Source organism: Arthrobacter sp. NPDC058192 (assembly GCF_042883665.1).
In the GTDB taxonomy this organism is placed as follows: Bacteria; Actinomycetota; Actinomycetes; order Actinomycetales; family Micrococcaceae; genus Arthrobacter.
In genome coordinates this window covers 130,162-155,000 of record NZ_JBHVVJ010000005.1, presented here as the reverse complement: position 1 = coordinate 155,000, position 24,839 = coordinate 130,162, and the positions used below count along the sequence as shown (strand labels likewise).

Sequence of the window (24,839 nt, the reverse complement as noted above, 5' to 3'; positions counted from 1 at the left end):
TTCCATCCCGCTCCGGCGTAAAATCTTGAGCGTAGGAGGTGGCGAAATGACCCTAGTACTCAACAAAGCCACAACAGTCCTGCCAGTCGATGATGCAGAACGTGCCCGGCATTTCTATGCGGACACGTTGGGGCTCCCACACCGTGGCGTGGCGGACGACGGAAGCGAAATGTTCGGCTCAGAGGGCGGCCCGATGCTGCAGCTGATGCCTGTGAAGGATGGGATGCATTCAGAGCACACCACCCTGAGTTTCGAAGTCAGCGAGATCGAACGCACGGTCCAGGAGATGGAAGCCAAGGGCGTCGCCTTCCAGGACTACGATCTCCCCGACCTCAAGACCGAGAACCACATTTGCACAACGGATTCCGAGAAGTGTGCCTGGTTCATGGACTCCGAGCACAATATTCTTTGCGTGCACGAGAACATCACCACGGCTGCTGATTACCAGCTCTGAGGTCCCACAGAAGCAAGGCGCCCCGGCTCAGCGGGCGCCTTTTCTGTGCCCCGCTGTTTATCTCCGCGCTGTTTGGCTGCGCTTCTGCCGCGACGGACAGTGGTCCCGGGCCTTGCGGGGGCACATTGACACGGACACGCCGGGGTTCGGCGGCGAAAAGCACGTGGCGGCCGTCAAAGTCCCCCCGGACCGCTCGGGCGGGACCAGGGGGTCACGGGCCGGGGCTGGAGCACGCCGCCCACCGTCAGGTCCACCCGTTCATTGAAGAAACACACCAGGCCCTGGATCTGGCTGGCGTCGGGCAAAGTGCTGTCATAGGCCCAGGCAATGTTTCGGCCTTCCTCGGAGCCGGGGTAGGTGTAGTAGCTGGCACGGCCCTTGTAGGGGCATAAGGTGCGTTTGGGGCTTTCCTGCAGCAGCTCCAGCCGCACATCGGCGCGCGGAAGGTAATACCGCACCGGGAGCATCGTTTCGTAGAGCAACTGGCCGCTCGTGGTGCTTGCCAGGGTGACGCCGTCGACGGCGACTTCCACCGGGACCGAGGACGCGCGGATGTCCACCCGGTGGAACGGGTCCCGCGGGTGGCCGATGATTTCCTCGTCGTCCTCCAGCCAGTCGAACGCGTTGAAATCCAGCACCACATATCCGGCGAGGTCGGGGTCCGCCGGCCGGAAGGCAGCGCGGGGCAACCTCGCATTGGGGGTCACGACGTCGAGCTCCTCGCCGGCCGCCGTGTGCCTGCCAAATCCGGTGCGCGGATCCAAGCCCGGCGGTCCCTCCCGGCCCAGCCGGAAGCCATGTTCCGGGACGTCGCCGGCCTGCTGCTCCGGCGGCGCGAGTTCAGCCCGGAGGTCGCCTTCGGAGACGGCGTAGATGGGGGTGACGCGTTTGGGCTCCCACACCAAGAGCGCCTGAAGGGTGTCGACGACGGCGCTCCCGCCCACCATGGCCCGGACCCTTTTCGCGGTGGGCTGGTAACGCAAGTCGGGGAACTTGCTGAACAGGACTTCAGATAGCTTCGTGGCCATGACTACAGGGTGGGCGTCCGTTACCCTTCCGTCAATGACTGTCCCGGCCATCTGCCGGCGGGCGTCAGTCCGGGACGTGGAGGCCGTGGAACGCCATGGTGATGACGTCGTCGGCCAGTTTCTCCGGGGACAGCGAGCCGCCGGGCTTGTACCACTCAACAATGGAGTTGATGGTGCCGAACAGCAGGCGGGTCACGGTGCGGGGATCGATGTCCTTGCGCAGCGACCCTTCGTCCCGGGCGTCGGAAATGAGGGCGGCGACCTTGTGGTCGAATGTGCGGCGGCGCTCCAGGGCATTCCGTTCGATGTCGGTGTTTCCGCGCAGGCGCAGCAGCAGCGTGACGAACGGCAGCCGTTCCACCAGAACCGAGATGGTCTCACGGACCACGAACTCCAGCCGGGCCTCGGCCGAGCCGGTCTGCGCCTCGGGCCGCTCCAGCGTTGCCTCGAGGCCGCCGAGCGCGTGGTCCAGTGCGAGCTTGAGCAAATCGCCCTTGGATGGCACGTGGTGGTAGATCGCTGACTTCGAAATGCCCAGGTTCTCCGCGAGGATGCCCATCGAGGTGGCGTCGTAGCCGTGGCGGTTGAAGACGTCGACGGCGATCAGCAGGACCGACTGCTGGTCGTAGCCGGGCCGGCCGCGCTTCGTGCTGGTTGCTGTGCTGGACATACTCGCTAGTTTCTCATGAACGGTCGGTCGGCCCGGCCAGCTGCCCCGAAGGGGAGGCGCCAGCCGGGCCGGCCCGATGCTGGACCAGGGCCGGGTCAGCCCTTCGGACGCATGTCGTAAATCCGCCGCAGCTTGCCGTTGGAACGCTCCAGCGAACCGGGCTCGACGACGTCGACGCTGCAGGAGGAGCCGACGTGGATCTTGATCTGCTGCTGCAGGATCTTGGCGGCGGCTGCACTGCCCTCGGTGGTGACGGCGTCGCGGCGTTCAATCCGGACGGTGAGCTGGTCCATGCGCTGGCCCTCGGGCCGGGTGAGCTCCAGCTGGAAGTGCGGGCTCAATTCGGGGATGCGGAGGGCGATTTCCTCGATCTGCGACGGGAACAGGTTCACGCCGCGCAGGATGATCATGTCGTCGCTGCGGCCCGTGATGCGCCCCATGCGCCGGTGCGCCGGACGCGCGGTGCCCGGCAGCAGCCGGGTGAGGTCCTTGGTCCGGTACCGGATGATGGGAAGGGCTTCCTTGGTGAGGGAGGTGAAGACCAGCTCGCCCGGCTGGCCGTCGCCCAGCACCACCGTGGGGTCGAAGGCATCGATGATCTCGGGCCGGAAATGGTCCTCCCAGATGTGGCTGCCGTCCTGCGTTTCCACGGCTTCGCCGGCCACGCCCGGGCCCATGACCTCGGAAAGCCCGTAGATGTCGCAGGCCTTGAGGTTCATGGTGGTCTCGAGTTCGTGCCGCATCTCCTCGGTCCACGGCTCGGCGCCGAGAACGGCGTATTTCAGTGAGGTGGAGGCCGGATCGATCCCCTGCTTCATCATGGCGTCGGCGATGGTGAGCAGGTACGTCGGGGTGGCCAGGATGGCGTCGGGCTTGAAGTCCTGGATCAGCGTGATCTGGCGCTCGGTCTGGCCGCCGGAGATGGGGATGACGGTGCAGCCGAGTGCCTCGGCGCCGGCGTGCGCGCCCATGCCGCCGGTGAACAGCCCGTAACCGTAGGCGTTGTGCACCTTCATGCCCGGCCGGACGCCGGAGGCGCGCAGCGAACGGGCCACGAGCTTGGCCCAGTCCTCGAGGTCCTTCTTCGTGTAGCCCACCACCGTGGCGCGGCCCGTGGTTCCCGAGCTGGCGTGGATGCGGGCGACCTCGTGCTGCGGGACGGCGAACATGCCGAAGGGGTATTCGAGGCGCAGGTCCTCCTTCGTGGTGAAGGGGAACTTGCCGAGGTCCGCGAGCTCCCGGAGGTCCGTCGGGTGCACGCCGGCCTCGTCGAACTTGCGCTTGTACAGGGGAACACGGTCATAGGCGTAGGCCACCGTGTGCTGCAGGCGGCTGAGCTGGAGCGCCTCGAGTTCGTCGCGGGAAATGGTTTCCTCGCGGTCCAGGACGGCGTCGGTAGCGGCGGCGACAGTTTCTTGGGTCATCTGTGGTTCCCTGCTTCTATTTCTTGGAGATGGTGCGGCTGCGGCCACGGAACTCGGCGATGAGTTCGCCCGGATAGGCGGCCGGGGGGATATCTGCTGCGGCAGCCGCGGGGCCCGCGCCAGCGGTAGGGGAAGCCGCGCCGGTGGTGGGCGCTGCCGTGGTTGAAGGGGTGGAGCGGGTTGGGGCAGCGCCGGGATCGGCGGCGTAGATCTGGATGTCGTACAGGCCGCTGCGCCCCGTGCTGGCGCGGCGTGTGGCCACCGCCGTGAGGATCTGGCCCCGGAAGGCCGGCTTGAGGAAGTTGATGTCGACGCCGGCGGCAACCGTGATGGTGTCGGCCTCCGGCTCGGCCGGGTTGCAGGCGAGGGCGAAGGCCGTGTCCCCGAAGGCGAACACCATGCCGCCGTGCGCCATGCCGAAACCGTTCAGCATCTCCTGCCGGAGCGTCATCCGGACCGTGGCGTGGCCGTCGCCCACTGACAGCACCTTGATGCCCATCCATTCGGAGGCGTAGTCGTCTTTCAGGATGGGGTGGGTGTCACCGGAAATGGTCAGTTCAGCCATGCGTCGTTGCCTCCAGCTTTATTTACCGAATGTTCATTAGGTAATCCCATTTCGGTGCCCGCTGTCAAGAGGTGTAAGTATGCTGGGACACATGGCCAAAGGAATCTACGTCAGCGCGACCACCCCGGGCTCCGGCAAGTCCCTCATAGCCTTGGGCCTGGCTGACACGCTCCACCGGCACGCGGACCGGATCGGCTTCTTCAAGCCCGTCGTCCACGGCGCCGATGCCGCTGCGGATCCGATGGTTGCCCTCATGAAGTCACGGTTCGACCTCGACGACGCCCGCTGCCGCGGCGGCTTGACGTTCGCCGAGGTCCGCGGTCTCCTCGCGGAGGGAAACCGGGCGGAAATCGATGCCCGCTGCGTGGAAATCTTCGCCGAGATGTCGAGGCACTGCGACGTAGTGATCGTGGAGGGGACCGACCTCACGGGCCAGGATGCCGCCGTCGAGTTCGACCTGAATGCCCGCCTGGCCAACAACCTGGCCGCTCCCGTGGTCGCGGTGGTGGGGGCGAAAGACCGCACGGTAGCCGAGACCGCCGACGCCGTCGAGGTCGCCAGGAAGGAACTCGCCGCGGAGCGCTGCAGCCTGCTCGCCATCATGGTGAACCGCGCAGACCCGGAGGACGTGGATGCCATTGCGGCGGCCCTGAAGCCCGGCGCCTCCGGCCGGCCCGTCTACATCTTCCCCGAGCTGGAGGACATTGCCAGGCCCACCACCGGCGAGGTGGCCACCGCCCTGGGCATCCGCCAGGTGGCAGGTCGCCCGGACATGGAACGGGACGTCCACTCCGTCAAGGTGGCGGCCATGAACGTGGCCAACTTCCTGCACGTGCTCGACGACGGCGCGCTGGTGATCGTCCCGGGTGACCGCGCGGACGTCATGGTGGCGTGCCTGGCGTCCTCCTTCTCGCCCGAATCTCCGGTGCCCTCGGCGCTGATCCTCACCGGCGGCCTGGCCCCTGAACCAAACATCTACTCGCTGCTGGCGCAGGCGCCGTTCCCCGTCTTTGCCGGGTCGGATGACACCTACACCACCGCCAAGCAGGTGGCCGAGGTGCGCAGCGAAATCTGGTCGGGCCACCGCCGCAAGGTGGCCTCGGCCCTCGGCCTTTGGGCCAGGCGCGTGGACGAGGCCGAGCTCGTGGAACGCCTGCACCTGCCGCGGCTGGAGCGGATGACGCCCTTGCGGTTCCTGCACGAGCTCATCGAGCGGGCCCGCTCCCAGCGCCGGCACATCGTGCTCCCCGAGGGGACGGATGTCCGGATCCTGCGCGCCGCGGAGATCCTGCACCGCCGGGACGTCTGCGACCTGACGGTGCTGGGCAACGAATCCGAGGTCAGGGAGCTGGCCTCCACCCAGGGCATCGACCTCAACGGCATCACCATCATCGATCCGGCCACCTCGGAGCTGCGGCAGCAGTTCGCGCAGAAGTACGCGGAACTGCGCGCACACCGGGGCGTGGACCTCGCCCGGGCGCTGGAGGTCATGCTGGACGGCAGCTACTTCGGCACCATGATGGTGCAGCTGGGCGTGGTGGACGGGATGGTGTCCGGAGCCGCGCACACCACCGCGCACACCATCCGGCCGGCGCTGGAGTTCGTAAAGACGCGCGAGGGCGTCAAACTGGTCTCCTCCGTGTTCCTGATGCTCATGCCGGACCGCGTGCTGGTCTACGGTGACTGCGCCGTGAACCCGGACCCGAATGTGGAACAGCTGGCGGACATTGCCCTGGCCTCGGCGGGAACGGCCGCCCAGTTCGGCGTGGACCCCCGCGTGGCCATGCTCTCCTACTCCACCGGCGGGTCCGGCGCGGGCGAGGCCGTGGACGAGGTGCGGCAGGCCACGGAGCTGGTCAAATCCCGCCGCCCGGACCTGGCCGTGGAAGGACCCATTCAGTACGACGCCGCCGTCGACGCGGCCATCGCCGCATCCAAGATGCCCGGCTCCTCGGTCGCCGGCCAGGCGACCGTGTTCATCTTCCCTGACCTCAACACCGGCAACAACACCTATAAGGCGGTGCAGCAGTCTTCCGGGGCCGTCGCCGTCGGGCCCGTTCTGCAGGGTCTGCGCAAGCCCGTCAACGACCTCTCCCGCGGCTGCACGGTGGAGGACATCGTGAATACCGTGGCCATCACCGCCATCCAGGCCCAGTCGGTGACCGGCGCGCCGGCCGGGACGCCAGACTCCGACGCGTTGCCCGTGGAGGCGGGGCGCGCCGGGGGGTAGTGCGTCGTGTTAGCGGCTGTCGTCGGGGCGGTCGGTGCGGGTTAGGGGGAGGTCGCCGAGTTTGTCCACCTGCTCGGCCAGGGCGTCGATCACGGCGCGCAGCTGGACTTGGGCCACCTTGGTGTAGGTGCGGACGTACTCGATCTCCTGGATGGGGTTGGTGTCGCCGGCCGTGCTCTGAGCCGGGACCGGAACGGCCTGGCGGGTGGCGGCGGAGTCCTCGGCGCGGCGCAGGATCTCGCTGTACTGGGTGCGGGCGCTGGCGACGAGGTCCTTGGAGTACTGTTCGGCCTCGGCGACGAACTTCTCCGCGAGGATCTGCGCCTGCGTGATGACCTTGACCATCTCGTCCTTGGCTGCCGGGCTTGCTGAGCCGGGCTGGCGCAGGTCCGCCTCGAGTTGGTCGGCTATGGTCCGAAGGAACTCGTGGACGGCTTGCTGGTCGTAGCCGCGGCCCACCACCTCGAACGAGGCGTCGCGGATGTCGGAGGGGCTGATGCGGCGTTCTGGGTTAGCGGTGCTCATGGTTTACTTCTCCCTGGTCTGCGCCGGTGGCCGAGGAGTTGTCCTCGACCCCTGCGTAGTCTTCGTACCGTATGTCGGCGCGCGGCGTGCCCGCCGCGACGAGTTCGCTGATGGTGTGTCCGACCATCGCCGTTGATCCGGCCACGAGGGCCAGGCGGCGGGGTGCTTCGGGGTGTGCCGCTGCCACGGTGCCCACGTAGCCCTGGGCGCCGGGGAAGGTCGCGTCATCGGAGACGACCGGGTGGTAGCTGAACCACGGCTCCCGCGCGGCGAGCTCGGCGAGCCGCTGCTGGTCGTAGAGGTTCCACGGGACCCGGGCCCCGTGGAAGAGGTCCACCCGCGGCCCGCTGCCGGTCTGGTCCCATTGCTGCCGCACGGCGTCGACCATTGCGGCCATCGGGGCGAGCCCGGTCCCGCCGGCAACCATGAGCAAATCCCGCGGACCTTCGAGGGCGAGCTGGTCACCGACGGGGGCGCCGATGCGCACCGTGTCGCCGACCTTGGTCCGGCGGACGGCGGCGGTGCTGAAGAGGCCGCCGGGAATCAGCTGGACGTGCAGTTCGAGGGTGCCGTCGGCGCGGGGGGCGTTGGCGGGGCTCAGGTAGCGCCAGGTCCGCGGGAGGGCGGGGACCTCCACCGCGGCCGACTGGCCGGGCGAGTAGGTGAAGCCGTCCGCGACGCGGACCTCCAGGACCGTGACGTCCAGGCTGCGGCGCTCGACGGCGGTGACCTCGCCTTCCCACCACGGCGGCGTGGTGTCCGAGGCCTCCTCGGCGGCCATGACCATGACCTTGGCGATCAGTCCGTAGGCGTCAGCCCAGGACTGCGCGACCTCCTGGGTCCATTCCGGGCCGAGGTACTTCTGCAGGGTCGCCAGGAAAGAAGACCCGACCATGGAGTACTGCTCAGGTTCCACCGAGAAGCGGCGGTGGTCGCGGCCGAGTTGGCCGATGAACCCGGCCACCTCGTCGATCTGGTCCGCATGGCTCACGATGTGTCCGAGGGCGGCGAAGAGTTTGTCCCGCTGCCCGGCCATCGCGACCGGAAACATTTCGCGCAGCTCCGGGTGCGACAGGAACAAGTGGGAATAGAAGTACATGGGGACTTCGTCCCCGAGCGCGGCTGCCATGGACCAAGTCCTCTTCAGCCCAACGGCATCCATCAAAAGTCCTTCTGTCGGGGTCGGTCTCCGCCGGTGCGGCGGAGCGGGCCCCCCAAAGCACCGCGGCAAACTTACCGCACCGCCGGTGGGCGGGTCCAACGGATTGAGGGCGTCCACGCCGCCGCCGGAGCCGTTTCCGCCGCATCTCGGGAGGGCCGTTCAGGCCCGGCTCCGGGCTCTCACCTCGGCTTTTGCCCCGGATCGGCCCGTTCCGGAGACCCGCATTCGGCCCGGTGTGAGCCCGGCAACTTATAGTGGGTTCTACGGAGCGCTGCGCCAGGCTCCGCGGTGAAGCCAGATCCTCGACCCCCGTCAGCTGCAACCGTCGAAGCCAAGGCTTAGGAGGCCCCATGCTCGTGCTCGTCATCAACTCCGGCTCGTCTTCGCTCAAGTTCCAGGTCCGCGACGTCGAGGCCGGCAGCGTGCTCGCCGAAGGGTTGGTCGAGAAGATCGGAATGGGCGCCGGCGGCGAGGGCGACGGCGAGATCGAGGGCCCGCGGGACCACGCAGAGGCGCTCGAACTTGTGGACGCGGACATCCACGAGGCGCTCGGGGACCGGGCGCTGGACGCCGTCGGGCACCGCGTGGTGCACGGCGGGGAGCGCTTCGCCGAGCCGGTGCTGGTCAACAACGAGATCACCCGGGCCATCGAACGGCTGAACCCGCTCGCGCCGCTGCACAACCCCGCCAACGTCCTGGGCATCCGGGCGATCTCGAAGAAGTGGCCCGAACTGCCGCAGGTTGCCGTGTTCGACACCGCCTTCCACCGCACCCTGCCCGAGCACGCCTGGCGCTATGCGGTGCCCGACGAGCTGTACACGAACCACGGGATCCGCCGCTACGGGTTCCACGGCACCTCGCATGAGTACGTCGCCCACCGGTCCGCGGCACTGCTGGATGTCCCGGTGGAGGAGTTCGACGCCGTCATCGCGCACCTTGGCAACGGCGCGTCCGTCACGGCCATCCGCGGCGGCCAGTCCATCGACACCTCGATGGGATTCACCCCGCTGGAGGGGCTCGTCATGGGCACCCGTTCCGGGGACCTCGACCCGTCGATCCTGGTCTTCCTCGGCCGCGCCGGCTGGTCCCCGGAAGACATCGATTCCATGCTGAACCGGCAGTCCGGGCTCAAGGGCCTGGCCGGAAACAACGACATGCGCTCGGTGGTGGAGGCCGCGGAAGCCGGTGATGCCAAGGCGTCCATGGCCCTGGCCGTCGCGTCCTACCGGCTCGCGAAGTACATCGGCGGGTACCACGTGGCCGTCGGCGGCGCGAAGGCGCTCGTGTTCACGGCCGGTATCGGCGAGAACTCGCACCAGTTCCGCACCCTCGTGGCGGAGCGGCTGGGGGCGCTCGGCGTCGAGCTCGACGCCGGCCTGAACCGTGAGCGCTCAAAGGATCCGCGCGTGATCTCCACTGCTGGCTCGGCCCTGCCGGTGCTCGTGGTCCCCACCGACGAGGAACGCGCGATCGCCGAGGCGACGGCCGCCGTCGTCGCCCACGCGTCGGTTGCTCCGTAGGTGCCCTTTAGTCGGCTCAAAACGGCGCCTTGGGCCCACGCCGGCAGGGTTCCCTGGCCGAGCTTGCGGGGCGAGGGGGCCGGTGGGGAGCAATGGATGGGTAGCGTTAGGGGATGACCGAGCCCAAACCTCTGCCGCCGCTGCCCCTCCGCACCGAGCGCCTGGTCCTGCGCCGCTTCGAGGCGGGGGATCTGGACGCCTTCCACGCCTACCACTCGCTGCCCGAGACCGCGCGGTTCCTGCCGGGGGAGGCGAAGAGCTACACCAAGTCCATGGAGTCCGTGGGCCGGTACGCCAACTTTGCCTTCGAGAAGGAAGGCGACTGGGTGGCGCTGGCCATCGAGGCCGCCGATACGCCGGGCCTGCTCGGCGAGGTGGTGCTGAAGTGGCTGGAGGGGTGCGGGCAGGCCGAGATCGGCTGGAGTCTGGCCCCGGAGGCCCGGGGACGAGGAATCGCCGCTGAGGCCGCCCGGGCAATGCTCAAACTCGGGTTTGAGGATCTGGGCTTCCACCGCATCGACGCCAAGCTGGACGCCCTGAATACTGCCTCGGCGGCGCTCTGCGAACGCCTCGGCATGCGCCTGGAATCGCGCCAGGTGGACAAGTGGCACTACAAGGGGCAGTGGGCCACGGAAGTGGTGTACGCCCTCCTCGCCGACGAATGGAAGGCCCGCTAGCCGGGCAACACTCATCGGATTGAACTTCGGGGCCGACGCTCCCGCCCAGTTGCTTCTGCCCGGAGAACCCCGGACCCCAGGAATCCCGGGGTGCCGCGGGCCCGGAATCGGTTCCGGCCGCCAGCAACTGGGATGGAGCGCCACCATCCGGATGACCTAGGGAGCGGGAGGTGCGGTAGCGGTCGTGGCGGGTGAGGCCGTGCCCGGCGTGGAAGCCGGTGCAGTCGCCGGTTCCGTACCGGCGCCCCCGGGCTGCCCTGTCTCTGCGGGCTCTGACGGTGCCGGCACCGTGGCGCCGGTGCCCGGCTCGGGAACGGTCGGCGCCGTACTGCCGGCCGGCGCCGTGCTCGTCGCGGTCCCGGTGCTGGCCGGGGCCGGGCCCTGCGTGCTGCCGGGGGTTGCTGCCGGTGACGCGCCCGAAGTTGCCCCGGGCGTGCCCGCCGGCGTCGCGGCCGGGCCGGCGGATCCTGCCGGGGTGGCGCTGGGATCGCTCTTGATGACCGCCATGAGCTGTTCCTTGTAGGCACTCAGCCGGCCCTGGATCTCCGAGAGCGGGACGTTGCGCAGGTCGCGGCCGTAGGCGGCAATTTCTTGCCACAACGCGTCGAGCTTGGACATGCCGTCAGCGCTCAGGGGCCCGTCCAAGGTGAGGACAAGCTGGCTGGCCAGGGCGTAGGTGAGGCAGCGGAGGCAGTTGTAGTTGGCGGACGCGGAAAGGTTTTCGGGGACAACCACGTCGGCCTGGCCCACGATCAGGACCACCTGGAAGCCCACGGCCACGGCGGCGCAGTCCCGGCAGTTGGCGAAGGCGTAGGCCTCGTTCCTGGTATCCACGGTGTCGCCGTCGTCCGCCCAGACCAGGGCGAAGGCGACGTCGTAGACCACCGAACCGTCAGTGGTGTTCACCGCGAGGGCCTGGTTGCCGTCGTCCTTGGCGGCGGCGGGCTTGTCGAAGGGGAAAACCCAGGAAGGGGCAGCCGGCGCCGCCACGGGGCCGCCGGTGCCGCCGCCTGCCGCTGCGGCCTGGGCCGGCTGCCGCGGCACCAGGACCATACTCAGCTGGGGCTCGTCGCGGGTCGGCTTGCGGGCGCCTTCCGGCCACAGGGCAACGGTCCGCCCGGCCTGGCCCTCTGCGAGCCGGCCCGCCGCCGCAGCCGGGAACACGGCAGCGGTGGCATCGGCCAGCGTGCCGCGCTCGTACGGCTGGACCGGGCGGTAGGTCTCAGCGCCGGGCCACCACGCCCACGCGAGGCCGGCCACCACCGCCGCGATGGCGGCGAGCGCGGTGGCGCGCTGCCAGGCCTTCCCGCGGGTCTTCTGCCACAGGCCGGTGGCGGACTGCCGGACCAGCCGCAGCAGGATGTAGAAGATGCCCAGGACCGGCAGGACAATGCAGGCGATCGCGATGACCCGGACGGCGGCGTCGGCAACGTTCCCGGTGGAGAGGCTATGGGAGAGCATGGCCTGCTGCTTCCAGCCGTTGTCCCAGGCGGTGCCAAGGATGCGCGGCAGCGTCAGCACCATCGTGACAAGGCTGAAAAGGAGCAAGGGAACGGTGACCAGCACCCAAATGGTGACGACGGCTCGCGCCCAGGGCTTGAGAAGCCGGGCTTGGGGATCTGTCTTGCGCCACGGAACCAGGGCCAGCAGGGTGGGTTTGATGCGCTGGAACAGGTCCGGGACCCCGGTGGCGTCGGCGAGGATGTGGTAGCCGTCGAAGCGGACCATCGGCATCAGCTGCCGCACCATCTGAAGAATCTGGGTCACCACCACCAGCAGCAGCGCATCGAACCCGGTGGCCCACCAGAGGCCCATGATCGCGACGGCCACGATGGCGTTGAAATACAGGCCGCCCAGGTCCGTGCGGAGGCGGCCGCCCCGATCCAGCCGGTAGGAGTCGGTCACGTCGGTGTAGAAGGCTGGCCACATCAGGTACAGGCCCATTCCCATGGCCCCGGGGGTGGCGCCGCCCCGGCGGGCGGCGGCGGCGTGGCCGAACTCGTGGAAGCCGGCCGAGAACACCGTGACCACCAGGATCAGGAGCACCAGGCCGGGGTTGGCAAACGCTTCATGGGTGGCCGAGGCCAGCCCCTTGACCATCAGCACCCACCAGCACGTGGCGAGGAAGGCCGCGGTCACGGCCACCACGATCAAGGGGTTGAACAGCCCGGCGAAGGGTGCCGTGAGCCTGCGGGTGCGGTCGGGGTCCGTCACGGAGCACCGGAAGCGCATGCCCAGCAGCGGGTTCGATTTCCTGACCTCCGGCTCGGAACCGTCCGCCAGCCGCAGGAGTCCGAGGGGGAGAAGCTGGGAGTCGATGAGCGTCTGCACGTTGTCGGCACTGACCAGCCGGCCGAACCTGCTGCTCGCGTGCTCGGCGATCTCATCCAGGCCCCGGCGGCCGTCGATGGCCTCGAGCACCAGATACAGCAGGCGGGTCAGCTGGATGGTCTGGCCGTCGGCGCGCCGCACCAGGGAGGGCGCCTCCTTGTACCCGGAGCCTTTCGTGCCGCCGAGAAGCTGGACGCCGGAGGCCTGCACGGGCACCGGGCGCTGGCCGGTAGCCACGGACGACGCCGGGCCGGCGGCACCGGTGCCCGGTGCGGCAAGGGGTCCGGCACCCGCGTCGGGTCGCGCGGCGGCAGTTCCGGTGCCAGTGGCAGACGGGATCGGAGGGCCGTCCTGCCCGGACGGCCCTCCGTGCACAGTGCTCATCTTGGTGCTACTGCTTCAGGTTGGACTGCTGGTCAGCCGAGGCCGTGGCATTGCCGTGGATGTCCTGGTTGATGATGGCATCCTGCTGGGCGACGGCGAACGCGTTGCTGTCGACCGAGCCTATGTTGGCGCCGACGGCCGCATCGATCGGCGCGGCGACGTTGGCGTTGGCGGCCACGGCACCGTTGATCGGCGCCGCAATGCCGGCGTTGGCGTCCAGATTCACGTCGACGTTGAGCAGATTGCCATTGAGTGCGCCCGCGGCGCCGGCAGCCGTGGGCACGTCGGCCGGCAAGGCGCCCCCCAGATCCGGGACCGTCCCGTCCGGCAGAACGCCCGAAGGGTCGCTTGGAAGGGCGGCCCCGGCGGTGGACGCGGCGGGAGCATCCGCGGCAGTGGCGGCCCCGGCGTCGGCGGTTCCATCGGCGCCGGTGGTCCCCGCGGCCTGGTCGAGGGTGCTGTCCTGCACCGAATGCGCCGTGGCGTCGCCCGTGATGCCCTGGTTGATGATGGTGCCCTGGTCTGCGAGCGCCTGGGATTCCGAACCGAGGGACAGGACGTTGGCGGACGCGCCGGCACCAATCGGTGCGGCGACGTTGGCGTTGGCTGCTACGCCGAGGTCGATCGGTGCTGCGGCACTGATGCCCAGGTTCAGGTCTGCGTTAAGGTCCAGGACGGAGGCGACTTCCTTCGCGGGAAGGGCCGTTCCGCCCTGCGCCATCAGCTCATCATCGGTCAGCGGGGTCAGTTCCTGCTCAGCGCTCATAACAAACTCCATCTCCGGCACAGTGTGCCCGGTCCGGACCCTCCGACGCCCCGCCCCCAGCGGGCAGGTTCCACGTTCGGAGTGCCATATGCCAGTAAATAGTAAGCATGGTGACCAATTTTTTGTACATAGCGGGCCGGGGTGCTTCCCGGCGCCGGCGACGGTAATGAGGACCCGCTGGACCGGCTGCAGGTCGTAACCGGTCCGGTCAAGTGCCGGATCCAGCGCCAACGCTGCCGCCGGGAGGGGCCTGTTTCGACGGCGCCGGCCGCCGTAGGCTAGGTGGATCCAACTCATCGAGGAGGCACCCATGCGCACGGCAACACCTACGGCCCAGGCGGATCAGGTCCGCCATCTTTCAGAGAATCTCTTGTCGCAGCTCACCAAGGGGAGGGAGTGGGCCACTCCCGGGGTCGAGGCGGCACTGCAACGAGTGGTGGCGGGGCTCGATTCCGGGGTTGAATCTGCGTCCCCGAGGATCCAGGCCGGTTTGCGGCGGCTCGCTGACGAGCTCGCCGGCGGAGTGGAAACTCTGGCTCCCCGTGTTCACGAGGGCCTGAAACGGGTTGCGCCGAAGGCTGCCCCGGTAGCGACGAGCCGGACGCCGTCCGGGAAAGCATGGTTGATTGCCGGGGCGGTGGCCGTCGCGGTAACCGCCGGAATTGCGATCTGGTTCTCCTTGCGGCCGGCCGATGACGAGCCGGCGCCGTCCCCGAATGTGCAGCGCAGCAGCGGGGTGAACCCCGACCCGGACGCCGCCCCAGGTGAAGCCCGGCCCTGAGTTAATCCAGACCCCGGGCCAGCCACGGCCGGCAATGAGGGCCGGGGAGGGTGCTTTACTTCAGCCCGGCCCCCGGCAGCAGTTCCGTGGCGCCCAAGGAATCAGCGGCGAACGCGTAGTCCCAGGCCCGTTCGCGCCACTGCACGTACCGGCCCGAGGCGCCGCCGTGGCCGCCTTCCATCTCGATCTTCATCACGATCGGCTCGCTGCCGGTGTTCACTTCACGCAGCCGCTGCACCCATTTGGCCGGTTCCACGTAGAGCACCCGGGTGTCGTTGAAACTCGTGACCGCGGCGATTTTCGGATAGGCCACGGCGCGGACGTTCTCGTACGGCGTATACGACTTCATGTACGCGTACACCTCCGGGTCCGTGATCGGGTTGCCCCATTCCTCCCATTCCAGCGCCGACAGCGGCAGTTCGGGGTCCAGGATGGTGGTCAGCGCGTCCACGAACGGCACCGCGGCAACAATCGCGGCATACTTTTCCGGTGCGAGGTTCGCGACGGCGCCCATCAGCAGCCCGCCCGCGGAACCGCCCATCGCGGCGATCCGGCCCGGATCCACCCAGCCGGATCCGGCGAGCCAGTCCGTGGCCGAGATGAAATCGGTGAACGTGTTCTTCTTGCGCAGCTTCTTGCCGTCGTCGTACCAGTGCCGGCCCAGCTCGCCGCCGCCGCGGATGTGCGCGATCACGAACACGACGCCCCGGTCCAGCAGGGACAGCCGGGGGATCCCGAACCCCGGATCCATGCTCAACTCGTAGGAGCCGTAGCCGTACACCAGGCCGGCCGCCGTCGAATCCTGCCGGACCGACGCGTGGCGGAGCACCGAGAGCGGGATCTTTGTCCCGTCCGCGGCGGTGGCCCACTCGCGGGTGGCGACGTAGTCCGACGGCGAGTAGCCGCCCAGCACCGGGCTCTCCTTGCGCAGCAGCAGTTCGCCCGCAGGCAGCTCCGGGGTGGGCAGGACGAAGTCGTAGACCCGGGACGGGGTGAAGTACGAGGTATAGCCGATCCGGATCACGGGCGCCTCGTAATCGGAGCTCGCGACGCCGGCGGTGTACAGCTCCTCGTCGAAGGCCGGCTCCACCGCGGCGCCCTGGTCGGCCGTGCCCAGCCCGGCCAAGGCCAGGACCTGCACCCGTTCAATGGTGTCCTTGCGGACCGAGACCACGGCGTGCGTCGAGGTCACGCCGGCGCCGTTGACCCTGACCTGGTCTGAATGGGCGACGACGGTGCTCCAGTGCTGCTCGGCCAGCGGCTTTGCGAGTTCGTCCGGGTCCACCAGCGAGACCATGGAATTGATGGCGTCTTTGTTGTGGGTGAGCAGGATCCGCTCCTGGCCAGCGCCAGCGCCAGCGCTGGCGGCGTCAGCCAGCAGGAACGGCTCGGCCTCGTACAGAATGCGCTCGTCGCGGGAGATCACGGTGCGCAGTCCGGCGTCGGGGTCATCAAAGCGCAGCAGCCGGGTTTCGCTGAACTCGGAGCAGCCAATGCTCAGCACCAGGTGCCTGCGGTCGGCCGAGAGTTCGAAGCCAAGCCACATGGCGACGTCGTCCTCCTGGTAGATGACCTCGTCAGCGCTGACGGGGGTGCCGAGCACGTGCGACTTCACCTGGTACGGCCGCCAGGACTCGTCCACCACGGTATAGAAGATCCGGCTGCCATCGGGGGAAAAGGAAATGCCGTAAAAGACGTTCTCAATCACGTCCGGCAGCAACTTGCCGGTGCGCAGGTCCTTGATGCGCAGCGTGAAGCGTTCGTCGCCTGCGTTGTCCACCGCGTAGGCATAGAGGGTGCCGTCGATGGTCGTGGCGGCCCCGCCGACGGCGAAGAACGGCTTGCCTTCCGCCTCGAGGTTGCCGTCGAGGAGCACTTCCTCGCCGGGGATCCCGACGCCGGCCTCGACGGCCGGCGGGGTCCAGTCCGCAACACGGTCTCCGGTGTCCTGGCCGCGCACCCGGCAGTGGATGCCGTACTCCTTGCCCTGCGCCGAGCGCGTGTAGTACCACCAGCCGTCCTTGCGGTTGGGAACGGAGAGGTCCGTCTCTTGGGTGCGGCCCTTGATTTCCTGGAAGATGGCCTCGCGCAACGGGCCCTGGTGCGCCGTCACCACCTCCTGGTAGGCGTTTTCGGCCTTGAGGAGGTCCACCACCTCCGCGGATTGCTTGTCCCGCAGCCATTCGTAGTTGTCCTCGAACGAGTCGCCATGGTGGGTGCGCATCGAGGGCACCTTCCGGGCGACGGGAGGCTGCGGGGTGGGCTGCACGGGAGTCTGGGTCATGGACCCAATATATAAAGCCAGGCGGCGCGGGCGGGGCGCGTTCGCTACCGGGCGAGCGCCGCCGTGCTCCCTGCCGTGCCGGCGAAGCGCCATTACCGCACCCCTGACCCGGCAATCAACAGTTCCGGGCCTATAAAGCCGAAGATAACGCCCCCTTTCGGGATATGAAGCAAAATGTTGCCTGCGTCACACCGCCTCCCTAGGCTGGACTTCGGTCGCAGCGTCGCGGCCAGGAGTACTCGGCCGCAGCGTCGCGGCCAGGAGCACGAACAGGGGAAGCCTTTGAACGACAAACTCCGAGTCCTAGTCCGGCTTGATCTCGATTGTGGTCAGGCAGAAGTAGCAGCGCAGGGCCATGTGACGGCCAAGAGCCTCCAGGCGCTGTATGTGGTGGTAAAGCGAGCCAATCATTTGAAGGAAGGGCTCCGCCTGGTGGTGGACGTCAGCAACGCCTGGGTAGAGCCGGCGGCCCTGGAGCAGTTGCAGGAGTGCTCCGCTTCCCACCATCTGCCGCGGGCCATCGATCCGCTCCAGTCAGAATGCAAGATCAGCGTCCTGGCCCCGGCCGGGGACACCCCGATCAGTAGCCGCGCCAGGGCCTTGGGGCTCGCCGCGTAGGGCCGGGAGCGCCAGTTCCGCAATCGAAAGCCCGCTCCGCCGGACCTCAGTTACCGAGGCGGTGGACGGCCGCGTACTGCGGGAGCCGCCCCGCGGCCAACGCGGCCGACACAGCCGCGATGCCGGACTTGTCGGGCAGCACGATCGACTGGCCGTCGGCGCTGAAACCGGTGCCGGCGGTCGGGAGGGTGAAGAACACTCCCCGTCCGGGCGCCGCACCGCGGAGGCTGAAAACGAGGTCTTCCAGCGACGCCGGAGTGAAGCTCCGATCCAGCGTCACATGCGGCAGCACCGTTTTGATGAGCTTCCGGACGGTAGCGGGGTCCGTCAGTCTGCTTTCGGCCGCCATCTTGGCCATCACGGCTTTCAGGAACGTCTGCTGGTTCCGGACCCGCTGGTAGTCGCCGTCAGCGAACGCGTGGCGCTCGCGGACAAAGGCCAGGGCCTGGACCCCGTTGAGCCGGTTCACGCCCGCCGCAAAGTGCACCCTGTCATCCACGGTGCCGGTGAACGGCTGCTTGATGTCGACGTCGACTCCGCCAAGTGCGTCGGTCAGAGCCGCGAAGCCCTGGAAATCCAGCATTACGGTGTGGTCGATGTGCTGGCCGAACAGCGCCTGGACAGTCTGCGCCATCAGGGGCAGCCCGCCTAGTGCGAGCGCCAGGTTGATTTTCGCCTTGCCGTGGCCGGGGATATCGACCCACATGTCGCGCATGATGGAGATGCCGTAGACTCCCTGCCGGTTCGCCGGCAGGTGGATGAACACCAGGGCGTCCCCGCGCTGGTCGGAGGCGGTGCCGGCGGCCGCCGCCGCCCGCGCATTGACCCGGCTGTCGCTGCCGACGAGCAGGATATTGACCGCGACGGGGCGAGGCTTGGGGCTGGGGGTCGGCGTCGACGGCGCGGGGCTGGCCGGCGTCGAGGGCGCGGCCGCCGGCAGTTCAACTCCGCCCGTCGCGGGGGCGCCGGGCCGGGGCGGGGCGAGAAGGTACGCCAGGGCGGCGCCACCGACGGTGAGCGCGAGCAGGACCCCCAGAATCAGGATGATCCGACGGCGACGGTGGCTGGCTTCGCCCGGCGGGGGAGGGGGCGGCGACGCCGCGGAAGCCGCGGCATCGGGCTCCGGAGCGTTCTCCATGACCGGACGTTACCACCGCGGCCCGGCGCGGACTATGGGTCCAAGGGCCTCTCCCGCGGGCTCAGCTGGCGGGCATCAGTTCCCGTTCTCGAACTTGTTCGCCGCGACGTACTCGCCCAGAGTGTCCGAGGTCATCGCCGCAGAAATGTGCTGGATGGCGTTTGGGTCGGTCAGCACGATCGACTGGCCGTCCGAGGACGTTCCGATGCCACCGGTGGGCAGTGTGAACATGACGGTGTTCTGCGCGCGGATGTCCTTAAGCTCAAGCGCCAGGGCCGCCACTGCCCCGGAATCCAGGGACTTGTCGACAGTGACGAACGGCGAGACGGCACCCACCATGTTGTTGATGGTGATCGGGTTGCTCAGCGTTTGGCCTGCGATCGACTTCTTGATGATGGCCCGCAGGAACTCCTGCTGGTTGCGGACCCGCTGGTAGTCGCCGTCGGCGTAGGCATGGCGTTCGCGGACGAAGGCCAGAGCCTGCGTTCCGTCAAAAGTGTGCTGGCCCGGGGCGAAGGACTGGCCCGGCAGTGCGGTCGAGGTAAACGGCACCTTGATGTTCACGGTCACGCCGCCCAGTGCGTCGGTGAGGCCCTTGAAGCCCTCAAAGTCGATCATCGCCACGTGGTCGATGCGCTGCTGGAAGATCGACTCGACGGTCTGCACCATCAGGGGCGTGCCGCCAAGGGCCAGTGCCGAGTTGATCTTCGCCTCGCCGTGCCCGGGGATGTTCACCCAGAGATCGCGCATGATGGACATGGTGTAGATGTTCTTACGGTCCGCAGGGATATGCATGAGCATTAGCGTGTCCGCGCGCTGGTTTGTGGGAGTTCCGGCCGCGGAGTCAGACTCCGTGGCTCCACGGCTGTCGCTGCCCATCACGAGAATGTTGATGGCCGTGCCCGTTTTCTGCGGGCGCGTGGACTCCTCCGGGAAGGCCTGCTCGATCTTGCTGCTGGCGGAGTCGAACGTGTGGGCGAGGTTGAAGAGGTAGCCGCCTGCCACTACCGCGACGAGCGCCACCACCACGGCGACGGCGATCAGGACCCCGCGGCCCTTGCGTTTCTTGCCTGGCCGGCGGCCGCGGGAACGCGTCTCGGCGGTGATTTCTTCGCTGTCGATCGGATGAGTCATGTGTTCCTTTGAATCGGCCGGGCCCTGATGCCCGGAGGCGCCGGAAGGCGCGGTGGCGGCCCCCAATACAGTACACCGGGCACGGCGATCACTACTTCCGGGTGCCAGCCACGTCCGCTTCGGCCCAGTCTGATCGTTCCGTGTTCAGCCGCGCGAAGCGCAGGATGGTGAGGAGGGCGGGCGCGAGCTCGTTTTCCATCTGCCGGTATATTTCCGGGCCGCGGCCGTAAGGGTCGATGACGTCGTTCTCTGACGCGTCCGCAGCGAGGGCCAGGTGCCGTACTGCGGCGGCCTGGGCGGGCAATTCGCGCCAGAGGCCCACCAGATCAGCCCCGGGAGCACGCATACTGTCCCGCTGTTCCAGCGCTGTCAGCAGTCGCGCGAACTCGCGGACGGTAAATGTGCGCCGGAGCAAGGAGGCATCCATCTGGATCACTTCGCTCCGGTGCCGGGCGGTCATGGTCAGCACTAGGTCGGCCTCGCGGAGGATCGCCGGGGTGAGTTGCCGGGCGGCGAATCCTTCCGCTGTTCCACCGAGGCGCCGGATGATCTCGGCGGACAATGGCTGGATGGCGTCGCCTGCCATGGCCCGGGTGCCGGCGCTGCTCACATCGAAGGCTCCTGGGAGCAGTCTGTCCAGTCCACCCTGCAGCAAGCGTTCAGCCGCGGGGGAGCGGCAGATATTGCCGGTGCAGACGGTGAGGATTCTTACAGGCATAGGCGATTCCACGGTGCGGGTTCTTTCCGGAGTTGCTGGCAGGTCGGCGCGATCCCTCGCGATCCCTAACAAACAACTTAACACGGCTGCCCTCCCGCCGCCGCGTCGGCGGCGGGGCCGGTGCTTGACGCATCTCCAGCTGCCCGCATATCCTGAACGAACGGTCGGTAATTATTTATCGGAAATGCATTAGGAGCAACCATGGCATCGCAGACCCTGCAGTCAGTGCCCGCCGAGCCAGCGCCGGCACGCCACGAACAGAGCCCGGAAGATGTGGCCCGGCGTGATGCTGAAGGCCAGGCCTACTTTGACAGGGTCATGGCGGAAGACTCCCGGATCGAGCCGCGGGACTGGATGCCCCCGGCATACCGCAAGACCCTGCTGCGCCAGATCTCACAGCACGCGCACTCGGAGATCATCGGCATGCAGCCAGAAGCCAACTGGATCTCGCGCGCCCCGAGCCTGAAGCGCAAGGCCATCCTGATGGCCAAGGTCCAGGACGAGGCCGGCCACGGGCTTTACCTGTACTCCGCCGCCGAGACCCTCGGCCAGCCGCGGGATGCGATGATGCAGGACCTGATGGACGGCAAGGCCAAGTACTCCTCTATCTTCAACTATCCGGCCCGGACCTGGGCCGACATGGGCGCCATCGGCTGGATGGTCGACGGCGCCGCGATCGCCAACCAGGTGCCGCTGTGCCGGGCCTCCTTCGGCCCCTACGGACGTGCCATGGTGCGCGTCTGTAAGGAAGAGTCGTTCCACCAGCGCCAGGGCTTTGAGATCCTCCTGGAACTCTCCCACGGCACCCCCGAGCAGAAGCAGATGGCACAGGACGCCGTGAACCGCTGGTACGCCCCGGCCCTGATGATGTTCGGCCCGCCGGATGACGATTCGCCCAACTCCAAGCAGTCCATGGCCTGGAACATCAAGCGGTTCAGCAACGACGAGCTCCGCAACCGCTTTGTCGGCATGATGATGGAACAGGTCAAGGTCCTCGGCCTGACCCTGCCGGACAAGGACATCCGGTTCAACGACGAAACCAAGAAGTGGGAGCACGGGCCGCTGGACTGGGATGAATTCCATGAAGTCCTCGCCGGCCGCGGCCCCTGCAACGCCCAGCGGCTGGAACGGCGCCGGCAGGCGCACGATGACGGCGCCTGGGTCCGTGAAGCAGCGGCCGCGTATGCGGCGAAACAGGTAGCAAAACAGTCCGCCAAGCAGAAGGAATACGCAGCATGAGCCCACACGGCAACCCCGAAGCTCCGGCCGGTTCCGCCGCCGAAATAGCAAACGAGGCGGCGAAGGTCCCCGCTGGCCCCGCCACCCCGGCGGCGGCAGCGGCGGAGGCCCAGGCCGGAGCCGCGGGCCGCAACGTCTGGCCGATCTGGGAAGTGTTCGTCCGTTCCAGCCGCGGCCTCTCCCATGTCCACGCCGGATCCCTGCACGCCCCCGACGCGGCAATGGCACTGCGCAACGCCCGGGACCTCTACACCCGCCGCAACGAGGGCGTATCCATCTGGGTGGTCCCCGCGGACGCCATCGCCTCCAGCGACCCCGACGCCAAGGGCGCATTCTTCGAGTCGCCGCAGGGCAAGGACTACCGCCACGCCACGTATTACACCAAGAGCGAGGGAGTGAAGCACCTGTGAGCACTCCCGAAACGGCGGTCCCCGCCAGCGCAGACGCGCACGCAGACCAGCAGGACGGCGGCCACGGCGACATCTCCGTCGGCGTGTCCGGCGCCGGGGCCAGCGGCGACGGCACCGCGAGCGCCACCCGGATCACCCCGGGCAACGCCCTGCGCCCCGAAGACATCGCGCTGGCGGTCAGCCGCGGCACCGCCATGCCGGACGAAGATGCAGCGGAGCTCGCCCTGCGGCTCGGCGACGACGCCCTGATCCTGGCCCAGCGGCTCGGGCACTGGATTTCACGGGCCCCCGAGCTTGAAGAGGACGTCGCCCTGGGCAACATCGCCCTGGACCAGCTCGGCCATGCCCGGTCCTTCCTCAGCTACGCCGGCGGACTGGACGGGCGCAGCGAAGACGACCTCGCCTACTTCCGCGGCGAGCAAGAATTCCGCTCGGTGGAGCTCTTCGAACAGCCCAACGGGGACTTCGCCGTCACCATCGCCCGGCAGTTCGTGGTCAGCTACTACCAGTTCGAGCTCTACCGCCGGCTGGCCTCCTCCACTGACGCCACCCTGGCCGGCATCGCCGCCAAGGCGGTCAAGGAGGTGGACTACCACCGGGACCACAGCACCCAGTGGGTCCTGCGCCTGGCCCAAGGCACCGACGAGTCACGCCAGCGGATGACCCGCGCGTTCAGGGTCATCTGGCCCTACGTGGATGAGCTTTTCCGCGACGACGAGCTCACCGGCCGCCTCAGCGCAGCCGGTGCCGCGCCGCAGCCGTCGAGCCTGCGCGAGGACTTCGACCGGCTCACCGGTGAGGTGCTGGCCGAGGCGGAACTGGAGGCTCCGCAGGTGCCGGCCGCGCGCGGCGGCGGCCGCGAAGGCAAGCATTCAGAACACCTCGGCTACATCCTCGCCGAGATGCAGGTGCTCGCCCGCGAGCACCCCGGGGCCAGCTGGTAGGCGCCATGGAAATGTTTGTCTCCGAGCCGGAAACCGCGCATCGCCGCACCGCCGCCCAGGGCAACACCGCCCAGGAGAAGGCCTGGGCGGTGGCCGCCACCGTCTGCGACCCCGAGATCCCCGTCCTCACCATCGCCGACCTGGGCATCCTCCGGGACGTGAAACTGTTCGACGACGGCGGCATGGTTCCGGCCGTCCAGGTCACCATCACGCCGACGTACTCCGGCTGCCCCGCCATGGACGCCATCCGCGATGACCTGACCACGGCGTTCGCGACGGCGGGCTATCCCGCAGTGCACGTGGAGCTGGTCCTGTCCCCGGCCTGGACCACCGACTGGATGAGCGAGGCCGGCAGGGCCAAGCTCGAGCGCTACGGCATCGCCCCGCCGTCGGGCCATTCCAACGCCTCCCGGCACGCCGGCCCGGTCCGGCTCTCGCTCGCCGTCAAGTGCCCCCAGTGCTCATCGCTGAACACCAAAGAACTCACCCGCTTCGGTTCCACGTCCTGCAAGGCGCTCTACGTGTGCCAGGACTGCAAGGAACCGTTCGACTACTTCAAAGTTTTGTAAGGAACAGGTGCCTGAAATGACTGTTGTCCGCCAGACCGCCGCGGAGTCGGCCGCAGCCGCCGGCCGCCGTCGCGCGTCCTTTCACTCCCTGACGGTAGACGAGGTCCGCCGGCTCACCGACGACGCCATCGAGGTGACGTTCGCGGTCCCGGCCGGGCTCGCGGGACAATACGACTACCTCCCGGGCCAGTACGTGGCCCTGCGCACCACCCTGCCCGACGCCGACGGGCAGCCGCACGAGATCCGCCGCAGCTACTCCATCTGCGCCGAACCCCGCAGCTTCGCGGACGGCAGCAGCGAAATCCGCGTGGCCATCAAGAAAGACCTCGGCGGCCAGTTCTCCACCTGGGCCAACGCCGAACTCAAGGCGGGCGACGTCCTGGATGTCATGAGCCCCATGGGCGCCTTCGTCTCCAAGCACGGCCGCGACGGCAGGTCCGTGGAGCAAAACGTGATGACCTCCATGAACGATCCGGAACAGCTGGCGGGGGAGCCCGGTTCCTTCGTCGCAATCGCCGCCGGCTCCGGCATCACCCCCGTCATCGCGATCGCGCGCACCCTGCTGGCGGCCCACCCCGAGACCCGCTTCGACCTCATCTACGCCAACAAGGCCGCCATGGACGTGATGTTCCTCGAGGAACTCGCGGACCTGAAGGACAAGTACCCGTCCCGGCTGGCGCTGCACCACGTGCTCTCCCGCGAGCAGCGGATCGCGCCGCTGCTCAGCGGCAGGATCGACGCCGAGAAACTCCAGGCGCTGCTGGGCACCGCCATCCACGCGGACGACGTCGACGAATGGTTCCTCTGCGGGCCGTTCGAACTCGTCCAGCTGTGCCGGGACACCCTTGCCGCGCGCGGCGTCGCCCCGGAGCACGTGAGGTTCGAACTGTTCACCTCCGGCAAGCCGGACCGCCCCGAAGGCAACATCGGCCGGCCCGTGATCGCCGATGAGTCGCAGGACACGTACAAGATCACCTTCAAGCTGGACGGGTTGCAGGGCGAAGTCGCGAGCCCCACCCACGCCCGGGAATCCATCCTCAACGCCGCCCTCCGGGTCCGCCCCGACGTGCCGTTCGCCTGCGCCGGCGGCGTGTGCGGCACGTGCCGCGCCAAGGTCGTCACCGGCAAGGTGACCATGGACGAGAACTACGCCCTGGAGCAGGACGAGCTCGACAAGGGCTATGTCCTGACCTGCCAGTCCCACCCCACCACCCCGGAAGTCACGGTCGACTTCGACGTCTAGGTTTCCTTCAACCGCCAGGCCTTTC

Annotated in this window: 23 protein-coding genes; 11 read left to right on the top strand and 12 right to left on the bottom strand. The window is 68.3% G+C overall.

Translation table 11 applies throughout. The annotated features are described in order from the left end of the window. Positions 1-46 precede the first annotated feature (46 nt). Complete coding sequence (locus tag ACFVVK_RS07140) at positions 47-454, top strand: VOC family protein (protein ID WP_390265394.1); 408 nt, start codon at positions 47-49, stop codon at positions 452-454. A gap of 173 nt (positions 455-627) precedes the next feature. Here the strand turns inward: ACFVVK_RS07140 and ACFVVK_RS07135 are convergent, their stop codons facing one another. From ACFVVK_RS07135 to ACFVVK_RS07120, 4 genes are all read right to left on the bottom strand, one after another. Continuing rightward, positions 628-1,482 carry a DUF427 domain-containing protein gene (locus tag ACFVVK_RS07135; protein WP_390265391.1) on the bottom strand — a complete coding sequence of 285 codons (855 nt, stop codon included), beginning with the start codon at positions 1,480-1,482 and terminating at the stop codon, positions 628-630. 64 nt (positions 1,483-1,546) lie between these two features. Further along, entirely contained in the window at positions 1,547-2,152 is a 606-nt protein-coding gene (locus tag ACFVVK_RS07130; protein ID WP_390265388.1) for a TetR/AcrR family transcriptional regulator, read from the bottom strand. A gap of 95 nt (positions 2,153-2,247) precedes the next feature. Next, entirely contained in the window at positions 2,248-3,576 is a 1,329-nt protein-coding gene (paaK, locus tag ACFVVK_RS07125) for a phenylacetate--CoA ligase PaaK (protein WP_390265385.1), read from the bottom strand. A gap of 16 nt (positions 3,577-3,592) precedes the next feature. Then, a complete protein-coding gene (locus tag ACFVVK_RS07120) occupies positions 3,593-4,141 on the bottom strand; it encodes a hotdog fold thioesterase (protein WP_390265383.1) in 549 nt (182 codons plus the stop codon). A 91-nt stretch (positions 4,142-4,232) separates the two neighbouring features. Between ACFVVK_RS07120 and pta the strand changes: the two genes are divergently transcribed. Further along, positions 4,233-6,371 (top strand): phosphate acetyltransferase, encoded by a 2,139-nt coding sequence (gene pta / locus ACFVVK_RS07115; RefSeq protein WP_390265381.1) that lies wholly within the window; start codon positions 4,233-4,235, stop codon positions 6,369-6,371. Between the two features lie 9 nt (positions 6,372-6,380). Here the strand turns inward: pta and ACFVVK_RS07110 are convergent, their stop codons facing one another. Together ACFVVK_RS07110 and ACFVVK_RS07105 are read right to left on the bottom strand one after the other, a co-directional pair. After that, positions 6,381-6,896, bottom strand: coding sequence for a DivIVA domain-containing protein (locus ACFVVK_RS07110; RefSeq protein ID WP_390265378.1), 516 nt, complete (start codon positions 6,894-6,896; stop codon positions 6,381-6,383). Beyond that, a complete protein-coding gene (locus ACFVVK_RS07105) occupies positions 6,883-8,025 on the bottom strand; it encodes a globin domain-containing protein (RefSeq protein ID WP_390265375.1) in 1,143 nt (380 codons plus the stop codon). The genes ACFVVK_RS07110 and ACFVVK_RS07105 overlap by 14 nt, the downstream gene beginning before the upstream one ends. Before the next feature lie 383 nt (positions 8,026-8,408). Between ACFVVK_RS07105 and ACFVVK_RS07100 the strand changes: the two genes are divergently transcribed. Together ACFVVK_RS07100 and ACFVVK_RS07095 are read left to right on the top strand one after the other, a co-directional pair. After that, positions 8,409-9,578, top strand: a complete 1,170-nt coding sequence (locus tag ACFVVK_RS07100; protein WP_390265372.1) for an acetate kinase — start codon at positions 8,409-8,411, stop codon at positions 9,576-9,578. Between the two features lie 113 nt (positions 9,579-9,691). After that, positions 9,692-10,255, top strand: coding sequence for a GNAT family N-acetyltransferase (locus ACFVVK_RS07095; protein WP_390265369.1), 564 nt, complete (start codon positions 9,692-9,694; stop codon positions 10,253-10,255). A gap of 156 nt (positions 10,256-10,411) precedes the next feature. On the opposite strand, the gene ACFVVK_RS07090 is transcribed toward ACFVVK_RS07095, so the two are convergent. Beyond that, positions 10,412-12,970 carry a hypothetical protein gene (locus ACFVVK_RS07090; RefSeq protein ID WP_390265366.1) on the bottom strand — a complete coding sequence of 853 codons (2,559 nt, stop codon included), beginning with the start codon at positions 12,968-12,970 and terminating at the stop codon, positions 10,412-10,414. Between the two features lie 7 nt (positions 12,971-12,977). Further along, the gene (locus ACFVVK_RS07085; protein ID WP_390265363.1) at positions 12,978-13,736 is read right to left on the bottom strand and encodes a peptidoglycan-binding protein; all 759 of its coding nucleotides are present in this window, start codon (positions 13,734-13,736) and stop codon (positions 12,978-12,980) included. Positions 13,737-14,046: 310 nt separating this feature from the next. On the opposite strand from ACFVVK_RS07085, the gene ACFVVK_RS07080 reads away from it, so the two are divergent. Then, positions 14,047-14,517 (top strand): hypothetical protein, encoded by a 471-nt coding sequence (locus tag ACFVVK_RS07080; RefSeq protein ID WP_390265360.1) that lies wholly within the window; start codon positions 14,047-14,049, stop codon positions 14,515-14,517. Between the two features lie 55 nt (positions 14,518-14,572). Here the strand turns inward: ACFVVK_RS07080 and ACFVVK_RS07075 are convergent, their stop codons facing one another. Beyond that, positions 14,573-16,801, bottom strand: a complete 2,229-nt coding sequence (locus ACFVVK_RS07075; RefSeq protein ID WP_390265357.1) for a S9 family peptidase — start codon at positions 16,799-16,801, stop codon at positions 14,573-14,575. Positions 16,802-17,083: 282 nt separating this feature from the next. On the opposite strand from ACFVVK_RS07075, the gene ACFVVK_RS07070 reads away from it, so the two are divergent. Beyond that, positions 17,084-17,419: a hypothetical protein gene (locus ACFVVK_RS07070; RefSeq protein ID WP_390265354.1), complete on the top strand. Its 336-nt coding sequence runs from the start codon at positions 17,084-17,086 to the stop codon at positions 17,417-17,419. Between the two features lie 46 nt (positions 17,420-17,465). Here ACFVVK_RS07070 and ACFVVK_RS07065 read toward each other — a convergent pair whose 3' ends face one another. The 3 genes from ACFVVK_RS07065 to ACFVVK_RS07055 all read right to left on the bottom strand — a co-directional run bounded on the left by ACFVVK_RS07065 (position 17,466) and on the right by ACFVVK_RS07055 (position 20,421). After that, the gene (locus ACFVVK_RS07065) at positions 17,466-18,557 is read right to left on the bottom strand and encodes an LCP family protein (protein WP_390265351.1); all 1,092 of its coding nucleotides are present in this window, start codon (positions 18,555-18,557) and stop codon (positions 17,466-17,468) included. A gap of 75 nt (positions 18,558-18,632) precedes the next feature. Next, positions 18,633-19,691 (bottom strand): LCP family protein, encoded by a 1,059-nt coding sequence (locus ACFVVK_RS07060; RefSeq protein ID WP_390265348.1) that lies wholly within the window; start codon positions 19,689-19,691, stop codon positions 18,633-18,635. A gap of 91 nt (positions 19,692-19,782) precedes the next feature. Then, complete coding sequence (locus tag ACFVVK_RS07055) at positions 19,783-20,421, bottom strand: low molecular weight phosphatase family protein (RefSeq protein ID WP_390265345.1); 639 nt, start codon at positions 20,419-20,421, stop codon at positions 19,783-19,785. Between the two features lie 189 nt (positions 20,422-20,610). Here ACFVVK_RS07055 and paaA point away from each other — a divergent pair, with 189 nt between their 5' ends. The 5 genes from paaA to paaE are packed head-to-tail and all read left to right on the top strand — an operon-like array spanning position 20,611 to position 24,814. Then, entirely contained in the window at positions 20,611-21,648 is a 1,038-nt protein-coding gene (gene paaA / locus ACFVVK_RS07050; protein ID WP_390265342.1) for a 1,2-phenylacetyl-CoA epoxidase subunit PaaA, read from the top strand. Next, positions 21,645-22,058 (top strand): 1,2-phenylacetyl-CoA epoxidase subunit PaaB, encoded by a 414-nt coding sequence (gene paaB, locus ACFVVK_RS07045; protein ID WP_390265339.1) that lies wholly within the window; start codon positions 21,645-21,647, stop codon positions 22,056-22,058. Before paaA ends, paaB begins: the two co-directional genes overlap by 4 nt. Then, complete coding sequence (paaC, locus tag ACFVVK_RS07040; protein ID WP_390265336.1) at positions 22,055-23,002, top strand: 1,2-phenylacetyl-CoA epoxidase subunit PaaC; 948 nt, start codon at positions 22,055-22,057, stop codon at positions 23,000-23,002. The genes paaB and paaC overlap by 4 nt, the downstream gene beginning before the upstream one ends. Before the next feature lie 11 nt (positions 23,003-23,013). Then, positions 23,014-23,571 carry a 1,2-phenylacetyl-CoA epoxidase subunit PaaD gene (paaD, locus tag ACFVVK_RS07035; RefSeq protein ID WP_390265621.1) on the top strand — a complete coding sequence of 186 codons (558 nt, stop codon included), beginning with the start codon at positions 23,014-23,016 and terminating at the stop codon, positions 23,569-23,571. 16 nt (positions 23,572-23,587) lie between these two features. Continuing rightward, positions 23,588-24,814 carry a 1,2-phenylacetyl-CoA epoxidase subunit PaaE gene (gene paaE, locus ACFVVK_RS07030; RefSeq protein WP_390265333.1) on the top strand — a complete coding sequence of 409 codons (1,227 nt, stop codon included), beginning with the start codon at positions 23,588-23,590 and terminating at the stop codon, positions 24,812-24,814. The last annotated feature ends 25 nt before the right edge of the window (positions 24,815-24,839 follow it).